This is a genomic window from Paraburkholderia gardini, assembly GCF_907164545.1.
Lineage (GTDB): Bacteria > Pseudomonadota > Gammaproteobacteria > Burkholderiales > Burkholderiaceae > Paraburkholderia > Paraburkholderia gardini.
In genome coordinates, this window is the sequence record NZ_CAJQZB010000018.1 from 76,553 (window position 1) to 92,321 (window position 15,769).

The 15,769-nt window shown below is 64.9% G+C and carries 15 protein-coding genes; 8 read left to right on the plus strand and 7 right to left on the minus strand.

The window, feature by feature from the left end:
• Positions 1–54 precede the first annotated feature (54 nt).
• From LPA37_RS14465 to LPA37_RS14475, 3 genes are all read right to left on the minus strand, one after another.
• Entirely contained in the window at positions 55–258 is a 204-nt protein-coding gene (locus LPA37_RS14465) for a zf-HC2 domain-containing protein (protein ID WP_228980609.1), read from the minus strand.
• On the minus strand, positions 245–853 hold the full coding sequence (locus tag LPA37_RS14470; protein ID WP_228980607.1) for an RNA polymerase factor sigma-70: 609 nt from the start codon (positions 851–853) through the stop codon (positions 245–247). The genes LPA37_RS14465 and LPA37_RS14470 overlap by 14 nt, the downstream gene beginning before the upstream one ends.
• Before the next feature lie 548 nt (positions 854–1,401).
• Positions 1,402–1,608, minus strand: coding sequence for a hypothetical protein (locus LPA37_RS14475; RefSeq protein ID WP_228980603.1), 207 nt, complete (start codon positions 1,606–1,608; stop codon positions 1,402–1,404).
• A gap of 357 nt (positions 1,609–1,965) precedes the next feature.
• Here LPA37_RS14475 and LPA37_RS14480 point away from each other — a divergent pair, with 357 nt between their 5' ends.
• Positions 1,966–2,523 (plus strand): NADPH-dependent FMN reductase, encoded by a 558-nt coding sequence (locus LPA37_RS14480; RefSeq protein WP_228980601.1) that lies wholly within the window; start codon positions 1,966–1,968, stop codon positions 2,521–2,523.
• A 122-nt stretch (positions 2,524–2,645) separates the two neighbouring features.
• Here the strand turns inward: LPA37_RS14480 and LPA37_RS14485 are convergent, their stop codons facing one another.
• Positions 2,646–3,647 (minus strand): hypothetical protein, encoded by a 1,002-nt coding sequence (locus tag LPA37_RS14485; protein ID WP_228980599.1) that lies wholly within the window; start codon positions 3,645–3,647, stop codon positions 2,646–2,648.
• 253 nt (positions 3,648–3,900) lie between these two features.
• On the minus strand, positions 3,901–6,153 hold the full coding sequence (locus LPA37_RS14490) for a hybrid sensor histidine kinase/response regulator (RefSeq protein ID WP_228980597.1): 2,253 nt from the start codon (positions 6,151–6,153) through the stop codon (positions 3,901–3,903).
• Positions 6,154–6,848: 695 nt separating this feature from the next.
• Between LPA37_RS14490 and LPA37_RS14495 the strand changes: the two genes are divergently transcribed.
• The 7 genes from LPA37_RS14495 (at position 6,849) to LPA37_RS14525 (ending at position 13,952) form a co-directional block, all read left to right on the plus strand.
• Positions 6,849–7,217: a response regulator gene (locus tag LPA37_RS14495; protein ID WP_228980595.1), complete on the plus strand. Its 369-nt coding sequence runs from the start codon at positions 6,849–6,851 to the stop codon at positions 7,215–7,217.
• On the plus strand, positions 7,210–7,833 hold the full coding sequence (locus LPA37_RS14500) for a chemotaxis protein CheC (RefSeq protein ID WP_228980593.1): 624 nt from the start codon (positions 7,210–7,212) through the stop codon (positions 7,831–7,833). Before LPA37_RS14495 ends, LPA37_RS14500 begins: the two co-directional genes overlap by 8 nt.
• Positions 7,830–8,768: a GGDEF domain-containing protein gene (locus LPA37_RS14505; protein WP_228980590.1), complete on the plus strand. Its 939-nt coding sequence runs from the start codon at positions 7,830–7,832 to the stop codon at positions 8,766–8,768. The genes LPA37_RS14500 and LPA37_RS14505 overlap by 4 nt, the downstream gene beginning before the upstream one ends.
• Positions 8,769–9,098: 330 nt before the next feature.
• Positions 9,099–9,947 (plus strand): presqualene diphosphate synthase HpnD, encoded by an 849-nt coding sequence (gene hpnD / locus LPA37_RS14510; RefSeq protein WP_228980585.1) that lies wholly within the window; start codon positions 9,099–9,101, stop codon positions 9,945–9,947.
• Entirely contained in the window at positions 9,947–11,212 is a 1,266-nt protein-coding gene (hpnE, locus tag LPA37_RS14515; protein WP_228980580.1) for a hydroxysqualene dehydroxylase HpnE, read from the plus strand. The genes hpnD and hpnE overlap by 1 nt, the downstream gene beginning before the upstream one ends.
• Positions 11,209–13,233 carry a squalene--hopene cyclase gene (shc, locus tag LPA37_RS14520; protein WP_229012950.1) on the plus strand — a complete coding sequence of 675 codons (2,025 nt, stop codon included), beginning with the start codon at positions 11,209–11,211 and terminating at the stop codon, positions 13,231–13,233. Before hpnE ends, shc begins: the two co-directional genes overlap by 4 nt.
• Before the next feature lie 62 nt (positions 13,234–13,295).
• Positions 13,296–13,952 (plus strand): phosphorylase, encoded by a 657-nt coding sequence (locus tag LPA37_RS14525; RefSeq protein ID WP_229012969.1) that lies wholly within the window; start codon positions 13,296–13,298, stop codon positions 13,950–13,952.
• Between the two features lie 218 nt (positions 13,953–14,170).
• On the opposite strand, the gene LPA37_RS14530 is transcribed toward LPA37_RS14525, so the two are convergent.
• A complete protein-coding gene (locus LPA37_RS14530; protein ID WP_229012951.1) occupies positions 14,171–14,395 on the minus strand; it encodes a helix-turn-helix domain-containing protein in 225 nt (74 codons plus the stop codon).
• Between the two features lie 52 nt (positions 14,396–14,447).
• On the minus strand, positions 14,448–15,755 hold the full coding sequence (locus LPA37_RS14535) for a type II toxin-antitoxin system HipA family toxin (protein WP_229012952.1): 1,308 nt from the start codon (positions 15,753–15,755) through the stop codon (positions 14,448–14,450).
• Positions 15,756–15,769 lie beyond the last annotated feature (14 nt).

Genomic DNA, 15,769 nt, shown 5'->3' on the forward strand with positions numbered 1-15,769 from the left:
AACCTGAGTTCGCCAGAGCCGAACCCGAAATGCGCCCAACGAGCACCAGAAAACTTATTGCTCGTCCCCAGCCTCAGGGTTGCTGGCGGTGCCGTTGATTTCCTGCGACGCCGCGCGCAGCAGGCTGATATGTCGCCGGTAGTTGCGGCAACCGCTGCATGTCGGCAAATGCACGCCGATGGCGACCCACTCGCCCGCTGTCAGCGGGCGGTCGAGCGCGTCGGATAACAGTCGCGTGATGTGCTTACACTTGCCCATTGATATCCTCGCTGGAAAAGCCTTTCTCGCTGAGGCAGGTGCGCAGTCGCAGCCGCGCACGGTAGATGAGCACGCTGCAGTGATTTGCCGTCATCTGAAGCTCGGTGCAGATGTCGGCCGTCTCCAGTTCGAGGAACTCACGCATCATGAACACGCGTCCGATGTTTTCCGGCAGACGGTCGAGACAGATCTCGAACAGTTCCCAGAACTGCTGCCGACGTAACGCTGTTTCGGGCGTCGGCCACGGTCGCGGTTTGGCCTGTGCCGACCAGTGCCCGTTCTCCTTGAACAGCTCCCGGTCGAGCGCGGATTCGTCGTCGAGTTCGGATTCGAGCGCCGACAGGTTCACGGTGCGGTGTCGCGCGCGCAACGTATCGACGAGCTTGTGACGCAGGATGCCGAATACCCAGGTCTTGTGCCCGGACTGTCCCTCGAAACGATCGGCCTGCGTCCAGGCTGCGGTGAGCGCCTCCTGAACGGCATCTTCCGCTGCGGCGGCATCGCGGAGCTGCAGGCGTGCAAACCGGAGCAGGTCGCGGCGCAGTTGCGCCAGGTAGGCCGGATCGTCGAAAGCGGGACGCATCGGGCCGGTCATACGCGCCACTCCAGACGGACGGTGCTTTCCGCGCGAATCCGCCCGGTAGCCCATGCGCACGAGGCATCGGACCGCGCCGGAGCAGCGCCCGGGATGCGCGACGGTGGTCGCTGTCCAGTGATCGTCGGTGTGAATGCATGACTGCTGCTGTCGCGGTCGGCGAAATCAATCGGGTTCATGTGTGCGTGTGCGATGACGGATGGGTGCCGACGTGGGCTCGACTGCGGGGCAAGCTCAGGAAGCGGCCCGACAGCATAACCGCACGAAGCGAACTCCAGCTCCGGACGCACAGCATGCCTTCTGCAACCGGAGCGGTCGCGGGCTGGTTCGCCCGTCATTCTCCCGCACCTTGCCGTGTCGCGAGACAAAATTCGGCGTGTCGCGGGCAGCGGTCCGGTTTTCAGTCATCTCACCTTGGTCGCGCGAATGGCGGCTTTATGACAGTTGGCTTGCAAATGATTTCCCGATCCGCGTCGCGATCTTCAACCTCGCGCTCAAACCGGACCACCGCCGCGAGCGCTGTTACAGGTCCTGATGCCGGACGCGCGTCACACCTTGCCGCCACCGTCGATTCCGCATCCCTGCCGCCACACCGCCTTGCCGCGCTCCGAGAGTTCGCCGCTGCTGTGCCCCGCATCGCCCTCGGTGCCCTTGACCGCCATGTCGCCGCCGGCCTGTTCCTGCGCTTTCTGCTCCTTGTGCTTGCGTGCTGCAACGGCTTCATCGTGTGACTTGCCTGCGTAGTTCAATGTCATGTCTCTCTCCTCTTGAAAAAACCACGGACCACAGAGATTCGATGCCGTCGCGCCTGCACAGGTTCACTTTTCTACGACGCAACCCGCCTGCGGACTGTTTCGTCTTTACCGCGGTTTTGGGGCCCGGAAATAGATGCCGGGCGTTTTCCTTGATGGGCAAGGTTTGCAGCTCACTTATCCACAAGGTTGTTCAACGAAACTGTGGATATCTCGGATGCGCTGCGAGTTATCCACCGCACGCCGTGGCGTGGGCGTCTCAGGACGTTTCCCTTTCTGTCGGCATCGGCTCCGCTGACCGCCTATGATTGAGCATCGAGACCTTTTCGCGCGGCGCGCGCTCCACCTGAGGAAACGAAGATGGCTTATCAGATCGCGGTTATCGTAGGCAGCTTGCGTCGGGATTCGACGAACAGGCAACTGGCCCGGGCGTTGATCTCGCTCGCGCCGGCCGATTTTTCGTTCGACTTCGTGGATATCGGCGGATTGCCGTTGTACAGCCAGGATTACGACGCGGATTACCCCCCGGTGGCGCGCGAGTTCAAACAGAAGATTCAGGCGGCCGACGGTTTGCTGTTCATCACGCCCGAGTACAACCGGTCGATTCCCGGAGTGCTGAAAAACGCGCTCGACTGGGGTTCGCGGCCGTGGGGAACCAGCGCCTGGGGCAACAAGCCGGGCGCGGTCGCTGGCACCTCGCCGGGTGCGACCGGCACGGCACTGGCGCAGCAGCATCTGCGCAACGTGCTCGCGTATCTCGATGTCGCGACGCTCGGCCAGCCCGAGATGTTCATCAAGCACAACGCGGCCACGATCGACGAAAACGGCAAGATTCTCAACGACGACACGCGCAAGTTCCTGCAGTCGTTTGTCGATCGCTATGTCGCGTGGGTCAAGACGCACGGCGGGACACGATAGGCATTCCGCTCCGCCGATTCACCGGTTATCGCGAGACCACGCGACAAAAAAGCGGCGCTTCCGGAAGGAGCGCCGCATGTCCCGCTACACGCTACACGCCGGACGAAATCGACAGACCTGACTTAAACGTGATGGTGACCCGTCACCCGATCCCAGCCGTGACGCACAGCCGCCTTGACGCGTTCCCACGTGTCGCCTTGAGGTGTCGTTTCCCAGTTGCGACGGGCTTCGGGTTCGATGTCGTCCCACTGACGGTCGCGGTAACGGACGTCCTGGCCCATCTTTGCACCGTAGTGATACGCGCCTGAGTAGTCTTCGTAACGCGCGTCTTCGGCTGCGTATTTTTCGTCGTAATGGCCGCGGAAGTCCTCTTCGTATTCGAGAAACTCGTCAGGCACCGGCGCACCAATAGCGTCAGCGTCAGCGTCAGCCGCAGGCGAGGCGGGCGTCATGTAGGCGCCCGATCCTGGCGCGGCAGCCATCGAGACCGCGCGTGTCGCGTCGTCGTACGGTTCCGGCGTGTCGTAGCCTGAAGATGTACCGCCCAGCGGCGCGTGATCGCGTGCCTCGACACGCGCCGGGTCGACTGGATCGAGCGGCTCCAGCATCGGGCGTTCAGTCGCCGGAGACACCGGCGGGACGGGGGAGAGCGGCGGCGGCACGGCGCCAGCCGCACCGATCCCGAGTTCGTCGAGCATCGACTGGTCGCGCGCCGTGGTCGCATCCATCATCGGTGAATCCCACGCCGGCGCCCGCTCGCCGATATCGACCGCGCCGAGTTTCGCCAGCGTGCGCCCGGCGAGTTCCGCGTGCGATTCGCTCGCTGCGCTCACACAAACGAGTACCGCGCCGCGCCGTACGGCGTCGGCGTAGCGGGCAGTGGTGGCGGGGTCGGCCGGGCGCGGCCCCGAAGCGAACAGGCTCGACAGGAACCGCTCGATGTTGGCCATGAAACCGTGGCCGGCCTCGAGATTAGCGGCTGGATCGATGCCGGCCCCGGATGGCGTGACCGGATTGGCCTGCAATTCGATGTCGGTACGCGCGAAACCGGTTTGTACGAGTGTGTCGCGTGCACCTTCGGCCTGGGTGTAGGTGTCGAATAACCCGATCACGGTGTGTCGCATGGCTGCCTCCCTTCGTTTTCACAGGGCCGGTCCGGTGGGTCCGGATCGCGCGGCGCGAGGCGCGTCGCTGCCCAGTCATGGAAGCGAACGCAACGACCATGCCGGGTCTGCAAAAGTCCCGCTACGAAGGGGCGCGCACGGTTTCGCGGCGGGCGCCGCGACGCCCCCTGATTCGGCGTCGACGCGCTTTTTACAACCGCCACGTAATTAGCACTGCGCATGGCATGGCGCCGGGTCAGCGGGTCATCCGGAACTACACTGCGGGATGCGTGGGCGAGAGCGTGCCTTGAATGGTCTGCAGAATCTTGTCGAGCAACGCGATATCGAACGGTTTCGACAGCACGCGCACGTCGACGTGACGCGCCCGGTCCAGTTCCTCGGCGTAGCCGGTCACGAGAATCACCGGCAGCTTCGTTTCGAACGCGAGCACGGCTTCGGCAAGGTCGATGCCGTTCATCGCGCCCGGCATGTGGATGTCCGAAATCACGAGATCGAACGGTAGCGGTTCGCCGCTGCGCGCCTGCTTTGCACGCGCTTCGTCGAACAGGCGTATCGCGGCGTCGGCGTTGAAGACACAGGTAATTTCGTGTCCCATCATCTGCAGCAATGCTTCGGTGCCGGCGGAGACTTCCTCGTTGTCCTCGACAAGCAGAATCCGCAAACCCTGGCGCACGGCAGCGGGTTTTTCCGCGCCGGGTTCCTCCGGGCGCGCGATCTGCGGCGCGGCCTCGGCGCGCGGCAGGTACAGACGCACCGACGTGCCCGCTCCAGTCGCGCTGTCGATTGCCGCGAGACCACCCGAGCGCTCGCAGAACGCGAACACCTGCGGCAGCCCGAGGCCGGTACCCATGCCCTTTGGCTTCGTCGTGAAGAGCGGCTCGAATGCGCGCGCGAGTACGTCAGGCGGCATGCCGACGCCCGTGTCCTCGAGCGAAATCTGCACGAAGTCGCCGGTGAGCGGAAAGCCGTCGTCGTGCCGGAACGCGACGTTGCCCGCGCGCACGGTGAAGCGGCCGCCGCTCGGCATCGCGTCACGTGCGTTGACGGCGACGTTGATCAGCGCGAGTTCGAGTTCGGCGACGTCGACGCGTGTGGGCCACACGCCCGCGCTCACGTCGACGACGAGCGCGACCTTCGCGCCAAGCGACGCGCCCAGCAGTTCGCGGCAGCCGGGCAACCAGCGTTCCACGACGATGGTTTCGTTGCGCAGCGGCTGCTTGCGCGCGACGCCGAGCAGTTGCCGCGTCAGCGACTGACCGCTTTTCAGCGCGCGCTCGATGGCGGACAGTTCACGATCGAGGCCAGGCGCGCCCCGCCGGCGGGCGATCTGCACGTTGGTCGAGACGATCATCAGCAGGTTGTTGAAGTCGTGCGCGACGCTGCCGACCAGATTGCCGAGCGCCTCCATCTTGCGCGACTGCCGGTACGCGGATTCGAACGAACGACGCATCGACACTTCCGCCTGCCAGCGCTCCCACCCTTCCTCTTCCGCGTGGAGACGCCTGAGCGAAAGCCAGATCACGCACCACAGCACGATCGAGGGCGTGAACATCGAGAGAACCAGCAGGCTCAGATGCCGGTACCAGCCGGCCCAGATCGCCGACGTGCGATAGCCGCACGACACATACACCGGATACGAGCCGACGCGCCGGAACGCGAGAATCATGCTGTCGCCGTCCACGCCGCGCATCTTGACGACGCCCGCGCGGCGGCCTTGCGCCAGTGCTTCCGTGAAAGGCGTGGGTGACGGTGCGTGCAACCGTTGCGGATATTGCGCGAGCGTGGCGCCGTCGGCGCGGGTGAGCGCGAGCGTCATCGGGGTGCCTTCGCCGCCGGGCAGTTCGCGATAGAACGCGTTGAAGTAGCCCGGCCGCAGCGCAACCGAGACCACGCCGGCAAACGCGCCGTTCTCGTCGTGACGGGCCACGCCGGTGTTGAACACCGTTTCACCGGCGACGTCGCCAGCCATTACCTTCGAGACGTGCTCCAGCACCTTGTTGTCGCGCAAGCCGGTGAAATCGGCACGGTCCGCGATCGAAACGGCCGGCACCGGATACAACCGGCTACTCACGAGCAGCTCGCCCGTGCCGCTGAAGATCGACACTGCGGCGATCTGCGGATAACCGCCGCCCATCGTGCGCAGCTTCTCGTGAATTCCCGCTTCGCGCTCGCGGATGCCCGCGTCGTCAAGACCGCTCACCAGGTCCACGACGCGCGCGTCGAGCGCCTCGTTCATGTCGAAAACCTTCAACGCGTGCTCTTCGGCGACGCGCACCGTGCGCAGCGTGACATCGGTTGCATCGGATTCGCGCGCTTTCAGGTCGCTCCACGCCATCGTCGCGACGTAAACGCACGGCAACACGACGGCCGCGATGAGCAGCGCGATCAACGTCAGGCGTCGCGCCGCGAAATGATGTTCGGGAGGCGCCGCCGGAAACAGCGGTTCGTCTTGCCGGCTGGCAGGCGCGCGGCTCGCCCGGAGCAGGTCGGGCCGTTCAGGATTCATCGTCGGCAGGGCTGGAAACGTCGGAAAACAGGGACACCGTGTCCAATATCATAAACGAGAAGAAAGTCCGGCTCGGATTGCGCGACGCACAATGGAAAAGGTTTTCCCGTACGCATACGGTTTTCGAGCGGTTTTTTCGCGAGGCAGCCGCAATCAGCGACGAATCCAGAAGCGCAAACGTACACAAAAGTATAAATTATAAATATTTACTATTTTTTGAAAAGATTTATTCGATTCAGCGCTATTCATGGGTGGATTCTGTCAAGTCGATCGATTTTGGCGCGTTGCTTTTTCGCTGAATTAATTCAAGAATCATTCCTGTGACAATTAGTACGTCCGCCATGCCCGGACGTATCTCCGGCGGGGCCCATCAGACAGTGCATGTGACATGCATGCTGGGGCCATCCGCGGATGCAGGCGCGGGGGCACCAGGTCTCAGGTCCAGAGGTCGTCTACTGCTGCGCCGTTCATGTACGGGGTAGGCTTCCATCATGTCGGATTCTGGCGTTGTCTTTTGCGCTCATGCACCTTGTTGTGCGGGCGCCTGTTCCTCGCATGCCGGCTTTTGCGGCGCGGTCACCTTCGTTCGATCCCTTTCTGACTGTTTATCCGCATGGCCGGTCCGGCGGCGGCTCAAGAACGGCGTCGCGCTGCCGTTAACCCGATTGAGCCTATAACGTCTACCGACCGCCGCCATGTCCTTGCCTATTGTGATTGCCGACGACTCGCTTCTTGCCCGCAAGGTGCTGACCAAAGCCCTTCCGCAAGACTGGGATGTCGATATCGCCTACGCATCGAACGGCGTCGAGGCGCTCGACCTGTATCGGGCCGGCAAGGCTTCCGTCATGTTCCTCGACCTGACGATGCCCGACATGACGGGTTTTCAGGTGCTGGAAGCGCTGCAGCACGAAGATCTCAATACGTTCGTGATCGTCGTGTCCGCCGACGTTCAGCCGATGGCGCAGGCGCGCGTGCGCACGCTGGGTGCCATTGCATTCGTCGCCAAGCCGGTGACGCCCGAGGCGCTACTGCCCATCCTCAAGGAGTACGGGTTGTATGTCTGAGCCAGCCCTGAACGAAGAACAGCGCGACGCGCTGCAGGAGGTCGCCAACCTGGCGATGGGCCAGGCCGCGACCCGTCTCGCGACGCTGCTCGATACGTTTATCGAGCTGTCGGTGCCGCGCGTGCGCGTCGTCGACGTGCGCGAGGCGGCTGCGGCGCTGCGCGACATGACCGGTATCAACGAGGCCGTCACGGCGGTGCGGCAGGGCTTTCGCTCCGACATCAAGGGCGAGGCGCTGGTGATCTGCCGCAGCGACAGCATCGCGCAGCTGTGCGCGCTGGTGAACGACCCGTATGCCGGTTCGGCGTACGAAACCGTTTCGCAGGAAGAGCTGGTTTACGACGTGGCGAACGTGCTGACGGGCGCCTGCGTGTCGTGCATTCTCGACCAGCTGGGCCGCACGCCGGTGTTTTCGGCGCCGGGGCTGCTGGGCGCGTCCATGTCGCTCGACGATGTGTTCCAGCCGAAGGTGCTCGCGTGGGAAGTCGCGCTGCTGGTCGAAGTGAATTTCGCGCTGGAAGACCAGAGCTTCCGTGCCCACCTGGTGATGTTGATGGCGGAAGAGTCGATCCGTCACATGAATGAGGCGCTCGACGCGCTGCTGTCCAGCCTATGAATGAGCCGTCCGCGTCCTTGAGCGATCTGGTTGTCGAGCGCGTTGGTTTCGGCATCTTCGTGCTCGATCGCGAAATGAACGTGCTGATGTGGAACCGGTTCATGCACGACCACAGCGGCCTTTCCGCGGAACAGGTGGTCGGAAAACCGATTTTCGCGAGCTTTCCCGAACTGCCGCGCGTGTGGCTCACGCGCAAGCTCGAAAGCGTGTTCCAGCTGGGCAGCTTCGCGTTCAGTTCGTGGGAACAGCGGCCGTATCTGTTCAAGTTCGACCATGACCGGCCGATTACCGGCGGCGTCGACTTCATGCAGCAGGATTGCACCTTCATGCCGCTCACGCGCGACCGCGAAGTCGTGGCTGTCTGCGTGACGATTTCCGATGTGACAGCCGTGAGCATCGTGCAGCGCGAACGCGAGGAAGCGGTCGCGAAGCTGCAGGAATATGCCGATCGCGACGGCCTCACGGGCATCGCGAACCGGCGCTATTTCGAGTCACGGCTGCGCGACGAATACACGCGCTGGCAACGGTACGGCGGCGACCTGTCGGTGCTGCTCTTCGACCTCGATCATTTCAAGAAGATCAACGACCGGTTCGGCCACGTTGTGGGCGATACGGTGTTGCGCGTGATGGCGCAGCGCGTCGCGGAGGTGGTGCGGGTACAGGACACGTTCGGCCGCTTCGGCGGCGAGGAATTCGCGCTGCTGCTGCCGTGCACGCCGCTCGAGGACGCCATGCTGGTCGCGGAAAAAATCCGCTGCAAGATCGGCGATACGGCCATCGACGTCCAGGGCACGCTCGTGCCGGTGACGGCGAGCGTCGGCGGCGCGTGCGCGCGTACCGGCGTGCCGGCCTACGAAGTGCTGATCAACGAAGCTGATGCCGCGCTCTACAGCGCGAAGCGGCAGGGGCGCAACCGGTCGGTCGCGTTCAACTGAGTCCCATCGCCCGCCTGAAGCGCGTGAGAATCAGCGCTGTCTTTCTGGTGGCGCTGCACACGGGTGAGTGACTCCGGGGGGATGTTCGCGTTGACCCGATAAAGCGGAAAACCGCTGGAACCCGCGGTCCTGGCGTGACCTTTGCCACGGCATTGTTACGCCGGCCTGTCTTGCCGACGTGTTTTCAGCGGCGAAGGCCAAAGATTGTTATACTTTTCGGCGTTTCCGGCATCCCAGCCGGAATGTTTCGCGCGTGTCCGCGCGCGCGGACGACATGCCCTGCGTCCGGCCACCTGGCCAGGAACAGCGGGCGCCTCAGCGGAGATCGTCTTGGCCGTTTCCAACCTTGTCGTGGACGAAACAGAAACCGACGCAGCCGCCGTTACCTCGGGCAGCTCGTTCTATCTCGCAATGCGCATCCTGCCGGCTGCGCAGCGCGACGCGATGTATCAGGTCTACGCTTTCTGTCGCGCGGTCGATGACATCGCCGACAGCGACATGCCACGTGCCGAACGTGCGGCCGCGCTGGAGCGCTGGCGTACCGACATCGACGCGTGCTACGCGGGCACGCCGCGCGCTTCGTTGCGCGCGCTGACCCGGCACATTCACACCTTCAATCTGCAGCGCGAGGATTTCCACGAGATGATCAACGGCATGGCGATGGACGCCGCCGAAGACATCTGCGCGCCCGACGAAGCCACGCTCGACCTGTACTGCGACCGCGTCGCGAGCGCGGCGGGGCGTCTGTCGGTGAGGATATTCGGGATGCAGGACGCGCCGGGCCGCGAACTCGCGCATCACCTGGGCCGCGCGCTGCAACTCACCAACATCCTGCGCGACATCGACGAAGACGCCGGCATCCATCGCTGCTATCTGCCGCGCGAACTGCTGGCGCGCGAAGGCATCGCGACCACCGACCCCGATACGATCGCCGACGATCCGTCGCTGCCGCGCGTCTGCGCCGCGCTCGTCGCGCGTGCGCGGGCGCATTTCGCGAAGTCCGACGAAATCATGGATGCGCAGCCGCGTCGCGAAGTCCGCGCGCCGCGCATCATGTCGGGCGTCTACCGGTGTCTGCTCGAGCGCACCGTCGACCGTGGTTTTGACATCCCGCGCACGAAAGTCAGCAAGCCGCGCGCGCGGCTGCTGTGGATCGTCGCCCGCTACGCGCTGTTCTGATGGTCAAACTTGTCCATGTGATCGGCGCGGGCCTCGCTGGCCTCGCAGCCGCGGTACAGCTGCAGCGCCGCGGCGCGCAGGTCGTGCTGCACGAGGCCGCCGCGCAGGCCGGTGGACGGTGCCGTTCGTATTACGCCCGGACACTCGGCGCGACGATCGACACGGGCAACCATCTGATCTTCTCCGGCAATCAGGCAACGCTGGGTTATGCGCGCGCAATTGGCGCCGCGGACGAACTGGTGGGCCCCACGCAGCCCGAGTTTCCGTTCATGGATCTCGCCTCCAGCGAGCGCTGGACCGTCAAGCTTTCGCCCGGTCCATTGCCGCTGTGGGTGTTCGACGCGAATGCCCGTGTGCCGGACACGAACTGGGCGGACTATTTTTCGATGCTGCCGCTGCTGTTCGCGAAGCCCGGTCGCTCGATGGCGCAGACCATGCGCTGTAACGGCGTGCTGTGGGACCGGCTGCTGGGTCCGCTGTTTCACGCCGTAATGAACGTGGAACCGCGCGATGCCACCGCGCAACTGGCGGGTGCCGTCGCGCGCGAGACGTTTGCTGCGGGCGCCCGGGCATGCCGTCCGCTCGTCGCGCGTAACGGGCTTGGCAGCGCGTTTGTCGATCCCGCGTTGCGTCTGCTGCAGCATGGCGGTGCACAGATCAAGCTCGGCTCGCGGCTGAACGATCTGACGTTTTCCGAATCCGGGCGCGTCGCGTCGCTGCATTTCGCCGACGAAAGCATCGCGCTGGGCGCCGACGAAGGCCTGGTGCTCGCCGTGCCGCCGAACGTCGCGCAGTCGATCGTGCCCGGCTTGCAGGCGCCGCAGCGCTTCAGCGCGGTCGTCAACGTGCACTTCGCCATCGAACCGCCGTTCGGCTTGCCGCTGGTGATGGGCCTCATCGGCTCGACCGCCGGATGGCTGTTTGCGTTCGACGGCCGTCTGTCGGTCACGATCCATGGCGCTGACCATCTGACCGGCACGCCACACGAAGAACTCGCGAAGACAGTCTGGGCCGAGGTCGCACACGCGGCCGGCTTGCCGGCTGACCCGATGCCGGTATGTCAGGTCGTGATGGATGAACGCGCGACGTTCGCTGCCGTGCCCGACCAGGAAATGCTGCGCCCTGCCACGCGCGCGCGCTGGAATAACCTCATGCTCGCGGGAGACTGGACGGCCACCGGTCTGCCCGCGACGATCGAAGGAGCGATCCGCTCCGGCCAGAAGGCCGCGGACCTGCTTCTGAATGAACCGATGGAACGCCGATGAACGATTTATCCCAGGTCCCGCCGATGGATGGTGAGACGCCCGCCTCAATCCCTGCTTCGAGCCCTGCTGACACCGTCGATACTGCCGTGTCGCAGGACCTGCTGGAAAGCGCGATCGCGCGCGCGACCGACGCGATCCTCGCCGATCAGCGCGCCGATGGCCACTGGGTCTACGAACTCGAAGCCGACGCCACGATTCCCGCCGAATACATCCTGCTCGTTCACTACCTGGGCGAAGAGGCGAACCCCACGCTCGAACAGAAAATCGGCCGCTATCTGCGCCGCATCCAGCTGGCGGACGGCGGCTGGCCGCTCTTCACCGACGGCGCACTCGACGTCAGCGCGAGCGTGAAGGCGTACTTCGCGCTGAAAATGATCGGCGACCCGGAGGACGCGCCGCACATGCGCCGTGCCCGCGAGGCGATTCTCGCGCACGGCGGCGCGGAAGCGTCGAACGTGTTCACGCGCATCCTGCTCGCGCTCTTCGGCGTCGTGACGTGGTACGCGGTGCCGATGATGCCGGTCGAAATCACGCTGTTGCCGAAGTGGTTCCCGTTCCATCTGTCGAAGGTGTCGTACTGGGCACGCACGGTGATCGTGCCGCTGCTGGTGCTCAACGCAAAGCGTCCGGTCGCGCGCAACCCGCGCGGCGTGCGGATCGACGAACTGTTCCGCGGTGCGCCCGTCACGACCGGCCTGTCGCCGCGTGCGCCGCATCAGCACAAGGGCTGGTTCAGCTTCTTTCGCGGCGTGGACGGCGTGTTGCGCGCCATCGACGGCCTGTTCCCGAAGACATTGCGTCAGCGCGCGGTGAACGCGGCGGTGGCGTTCGTCGACGAACGGCTGAACGGCGAAGACGGTCTCGGCGCGATTTTTCCGGCGATGGCGAACGCCGTCATGATGTACGACGTGCTCGGCTATCCCGCCGATCATCCGAACCGCGCGATCGCACGCCGTTCGATCGAAAAGCTGCTCGTCGTTCACGAAGACGAAGCGTATTGCCAGCCGTGCCTGTCGCCGGTATGGGACACGTCGCTCGCGGCGCACGCGCTGCTCGAAACCGGCGACGCCCGTGCCGAAGAGGCCGCGCTGCGCGGTCTCGAATGGTTGCGTCCGCTGCAGATTCTCGACGTGCGCGGCGACTGGATTTCGCGTCGCGCGGACGTGCGGCCGGGCGGCTGGGCATTCCAGTACGCGAACCCGCACTATCCGGACGTCGACGATACGGCCGTGGTCGCGCTGGCGATGCATCGCGCCGCGGCGCTGACGCAGTCGAACGTGGACAACACCGCGATTGCGCGCGCCCGCGAGTGGGTCGTCGGCATGCAGAGCAGCGATGGTGGCTGGGGCGCGTTCGAACCGGAAAACACGCAGTACTACCTGAACAACATTCCGTTCTCCGATCACGGCGCGCTGCTCGATCCGCCGACGGCGGACGTGTCGGGCCGCTGCCTGTCGATGCTCGCGCAACTTGGCGAAATGCCGTCGACGAGCGAGCCGTCGAAGCGCGCGTACGACTACATCCTGAAGGAACAGGCGTCCGACGGCAGCTGGTATGGCCGCTGGGGCATGAACTACATCTACGGCACGTGGACGGCGCTGTGCGCGCTGAACGCCGCCGGCATCAAGCATGACGACGTGCGCATCGCGCGCGCGGTGCAGTGGCTCGTGAAGATCCAGAACGAAGACGGCGGCTGGGGCGAGGACGGCACCAGCTACAAGCTCGAATATCGCGGCTACGAGCAGGCGCCGAGCACGGCATCGCAGACCGCGTGGGCGCTGATGGGCCTGATGGCCGCCGGCGCGCTCGACCATCCGGCGGTTGCACGCGGCATCGAGTACCTGCAACGCGAGCAGCGCGATCACGGCCTCTGGGACGAAACGCGCTTCACCGCGACGGGCTTTCCACGCGTGTTCTATCTGCGTTATCACGGCTATCGCAAGTTCTTCCCGCTGTGGGCGCTCGCGCGCTACCGCTCGCTCAGGCGCAGTGGCGGCACGCGTGTCATGGTCGGCATGTGATGGCGGTGTCGCGAAACACGCAGGCGCGTGGCGACAGGTTGCCCGTGATCGTCGTGGCCGGCATGGCGTTCGAAGCGCGCATCGCCCGCGGTGAAGGCGTCGAGGTGGTTTATGCGGCGCGCGCCGATCTGCTCGAACGCGCGCTGAGCGCGGCCGTCGCGCGTGGATGCAGCGGCATCCTCAGCTTCGGCACGGCCGGCGGTCTGGCGCCGGACCTCGAGCCGGGTACCGTGATCGTCGCGGACGCAGTCGAAGGACCGTTTGGGCGCGTCGAGACAGACGTCGACTGGTCGGGGCGGCTTGCGCTCGCGATCGGCGCGTCGCCGTTGCGTGCGCGGCTGCGCCGGGGTGTTCAGGCGGCGGTCGCCGCGCCGCTCGTCAGCGCACAGGACAAGCTCGCGCTCAATCGTGCGACGGGCGCGCTCGCGGTCGATATGGAATCGCATATCGCGGGCGCCATCGCCGCCGCGAACGGCGTGCCGTTCGCCGTATGCCGGGCGATTGTCGATCCGGCCTGGCGCACGTTGCCGTCGGCCGCAACGGCTGGCCTGCGCGACGACGGCCAGACAGCGATCGCGCCAATTCTGCGCGAGCTGCTCCGGCAGCCGTCGCAACTGGGCGCGCTGCTCCAGGTCGCGGCGGACGCACGCGCGGCCCGGCAGTCGCTGGTGCGGGTGCGGCACGCGCTCGGCACGGCCGGCGCGTTGCGCGCTGCTTGATCTGGCAAGGACCGGCACCTCCGCGGTCAGTCCCTCCTAAAGCAGCTGACTTCCCTCTTGAGATACGAGCACATCGAAGCCGATACGATGCACTGAGTCCGAACCGGGCTTTTTCTGATCGCGAACAGAGACCCGCAGGTGTCAATCCATGCCAGGACGGGTCAAGCATCGTTATCCGTCACCGCGGTAACCTGCAGGTTTTGCCATGCGACAGCAAGTTAGCCTGATGCAGGCGAGGCTGGTTCGTTCCGCCTGACCGGGACGAACCCGACCTGCAGCCCGAACAGTCTCGCAACGCTGTTGAGCGAGTCGACGGTCGGATTGCCGGTCCCACGCTCGATGTCCTGGATGACCCGGCGGCTGACACCCCGGTGCGCGGCGAATTCCGCCTGGGTCAGGCCCGTCATCTGTCGCATCGCCTTCATGGCTTCGGGAATACTCATATCGCCCCGGCCGATCCTTTCGTAGAAAGCGCGGCGCAAGGCGTTCTGCTCGTCACGGGAGGGTCGGGTCCGACGGGGCATGATGGGCCTCTGGGGGTTGAAGGGCTTTGAGCTGTCGGACCTGCGTAGCTACGTGTTGCGCCAGGAACCCGATGACGTCGTGATCGACGCCCTGTGCTTCCATGATGTCGGGCAGGCGTTCGATCTGCACGGCAAACCGGCTTAACTCATGGGCTAGCATCCGGCGCTCGTGGTCGGGTACAGCCAGCGCCGCGAGCACGTCGCCCCAGTCCGTCAGCTCAACCCGGGTATCTGGTCGATACCACCTCAGTACCCGTGGAACCAGCTGGGGATCAAGGTACATCGGCGCGAAATCGAACAACGGCGTGAGCTGGACTTTGCCTTCGACCCGTTGCACAGCCGTGTTGCGAGCGTGATTGTCGGTATTGCACATCGCCAGATTGAGCACGTCCCGCCTGATGAATTCGAGCGTTTCGGCTGCTGGATCGGTCACGACCCTGCGGATTCCGGCTACGACCTCGAAGAGGCTCGGGCGCAGGTCGAAGCCGGACAGCCCCAGAATGGATGCGACGCTTTCCTGATGGATGCGCACGACCTTCCCGTCGCGCGCGATCCGGTCAAAGCGCGGAATCAGCAGAACGTCGCCGTGAAGGGTTGGCAATTCCGGATGTGTACGGATACCGAGCGCGGCGGCCACCCGCATGTACGCCGCTTCATTGCGCAGGACCTTGTCATCGGCCGGGCTATTTCCGCGCGGCAGTTTCGCGATCAGGTGCTGGGTGGCATCGGCATCGGGCAGGACGGCATCACCATGCAGCAAGCCCGCCCGGTCCCGGGTTAGCAGATATTTCGGCGCCGCACCCTGGACCCCCGTGGTGCCGGTGCCCAGCATCCCGTGCAGGAACATCCTTTCCTTGAATTCCGCGCTGCGCACGACGACGTCGTCGATTGTCAGGCCAGGCAGGCCACGCGCGGCCGGGTGTCGCGCCACGTGAGTCTCAAAATAGTCGACTGCCTCGGCAACCCGGATCCGGCCGACCGGATTGAAGGCGCCCGCGCAGATCAGTGGAAAGTCCGCACCAGGGCCATCCGGTAGTTTCAGCTCGCCCAGCAGGAAGCGACGACCCGCCCCCTGCGGGACGAGGTCGTAGAGGAAGGCGGGCATGGTCCGAGCCGCGCGGATGTCCATATCAACGGGCTCGGCCAGTGACAGGGGGGCGTCCGTATGTTCAACGGCATACATGACCAGATGATTCCACTGGCAAAGGCCGTCGTTGAGTTCGATCTGTGCGCAGTCGACCCAGCGGTCGTCCAGGAATATCTGCAGGGTGCAATCCATGAGGGAACTCCTTA

Bases quoted from the DNA above. Each gene is read 5' to 3' on its own strand.
- LPA37_RS14465 (WP_228980609.1), bottom strand. From the start codon at position 258: ATGGGCAAGTGTAAGCACATCACGCGACTGTTATCCGACGCGCTCGAC.
- LPA37_RS14470 (WP_228980607.1), bottom strand. From the start codon at position 853: ATGACCGGCCCGATGCGTCCCGCTTTCGACGATCCGGCCTACCTGGCG.
- LPA37_RS14475 (WP_228980603.1), bottom strand. From the start codon at position 1,608: ATGACATTGAACTACGCAGGCAAGTCACACGATGAAGCCGTTGCAGCA.
- LPA37_RS14480 (WP_228980601.1), top strand. From the start codon at position 1,966: ATGGCTTATCAGATCGCGGTTATCGTAGGCAGCTTGCGTCGGGATTCG.
- LPA37_RS14485 (WP_228980599.1), bottom strand. From the start codon at position 3,647: ATGCGACACACCGTGATCGGGTTATTCGACACCTACACCCAGGCCGAA.
- LPA37_RS14490 (WP_228980597.1), bottom strand. From the start codon at position 6,153: ATGAATCCTGAACGGCCCGACCTGCTCCGGGCGAGCCGCGCGCCTGCC.
- LPA37_RS14495 (WP_228980595.1), top strand. From the start codon at position 6,849: ATGTCCTTGCCTATTGTGATTGCCGACGACTCGCTTCTTGCCCGCAAG.
- LPA37_RS14500 (WP_228980593.1), top strand. From the start codon at position 7,210: ATGTCTGAGCCAGCCCTGAACGAAGAACAGCGCGACGCGCTGCAGGAG.
- LPA37_RS14505 (WP_228980590.1), top strand. From the start codon at position 7,830: ATGAATGAGCCGTCCGCGTCCTTGAGCGATCTGGTTGTCGAGCGCGTT.
- hpnE (WP_228980580.1), top strand. From the start codon at position 9,947: ATGGTCAAACTTGTCCATGTGATCGGCGCGGGCCTCGCTGGCCTCGCA.
- shc (WP_229012950.1), top strand. From the start codon at position 11,209: ATGAACGATTTATCCCAGGTCCCGCCGATGGATGGTGAGACGCCCGCC.
- LPA37_RS14525 (WP_229012969.1), top strand. From the start codon at position 13,296: ATGGCGTTCGAAGCGCGCATCGCCCGCGGTGAAGGCGTCGAGGTGGTT.
- LPA37_RS14530 (WP_229012951.1), bottom strand. From the start codon at position 14,395: ATGAGTATTCCCGAAGCCATGAAGGCGATGCGACAGATGACGGGCCTG.
- LPA37_RS14535 (WP_229012952.1), bottom strand. From the start codon at position 15,755: ATGGATTGCACCCTGCAGATATTCCTGGACGACCGCTGGGTCGACTGC.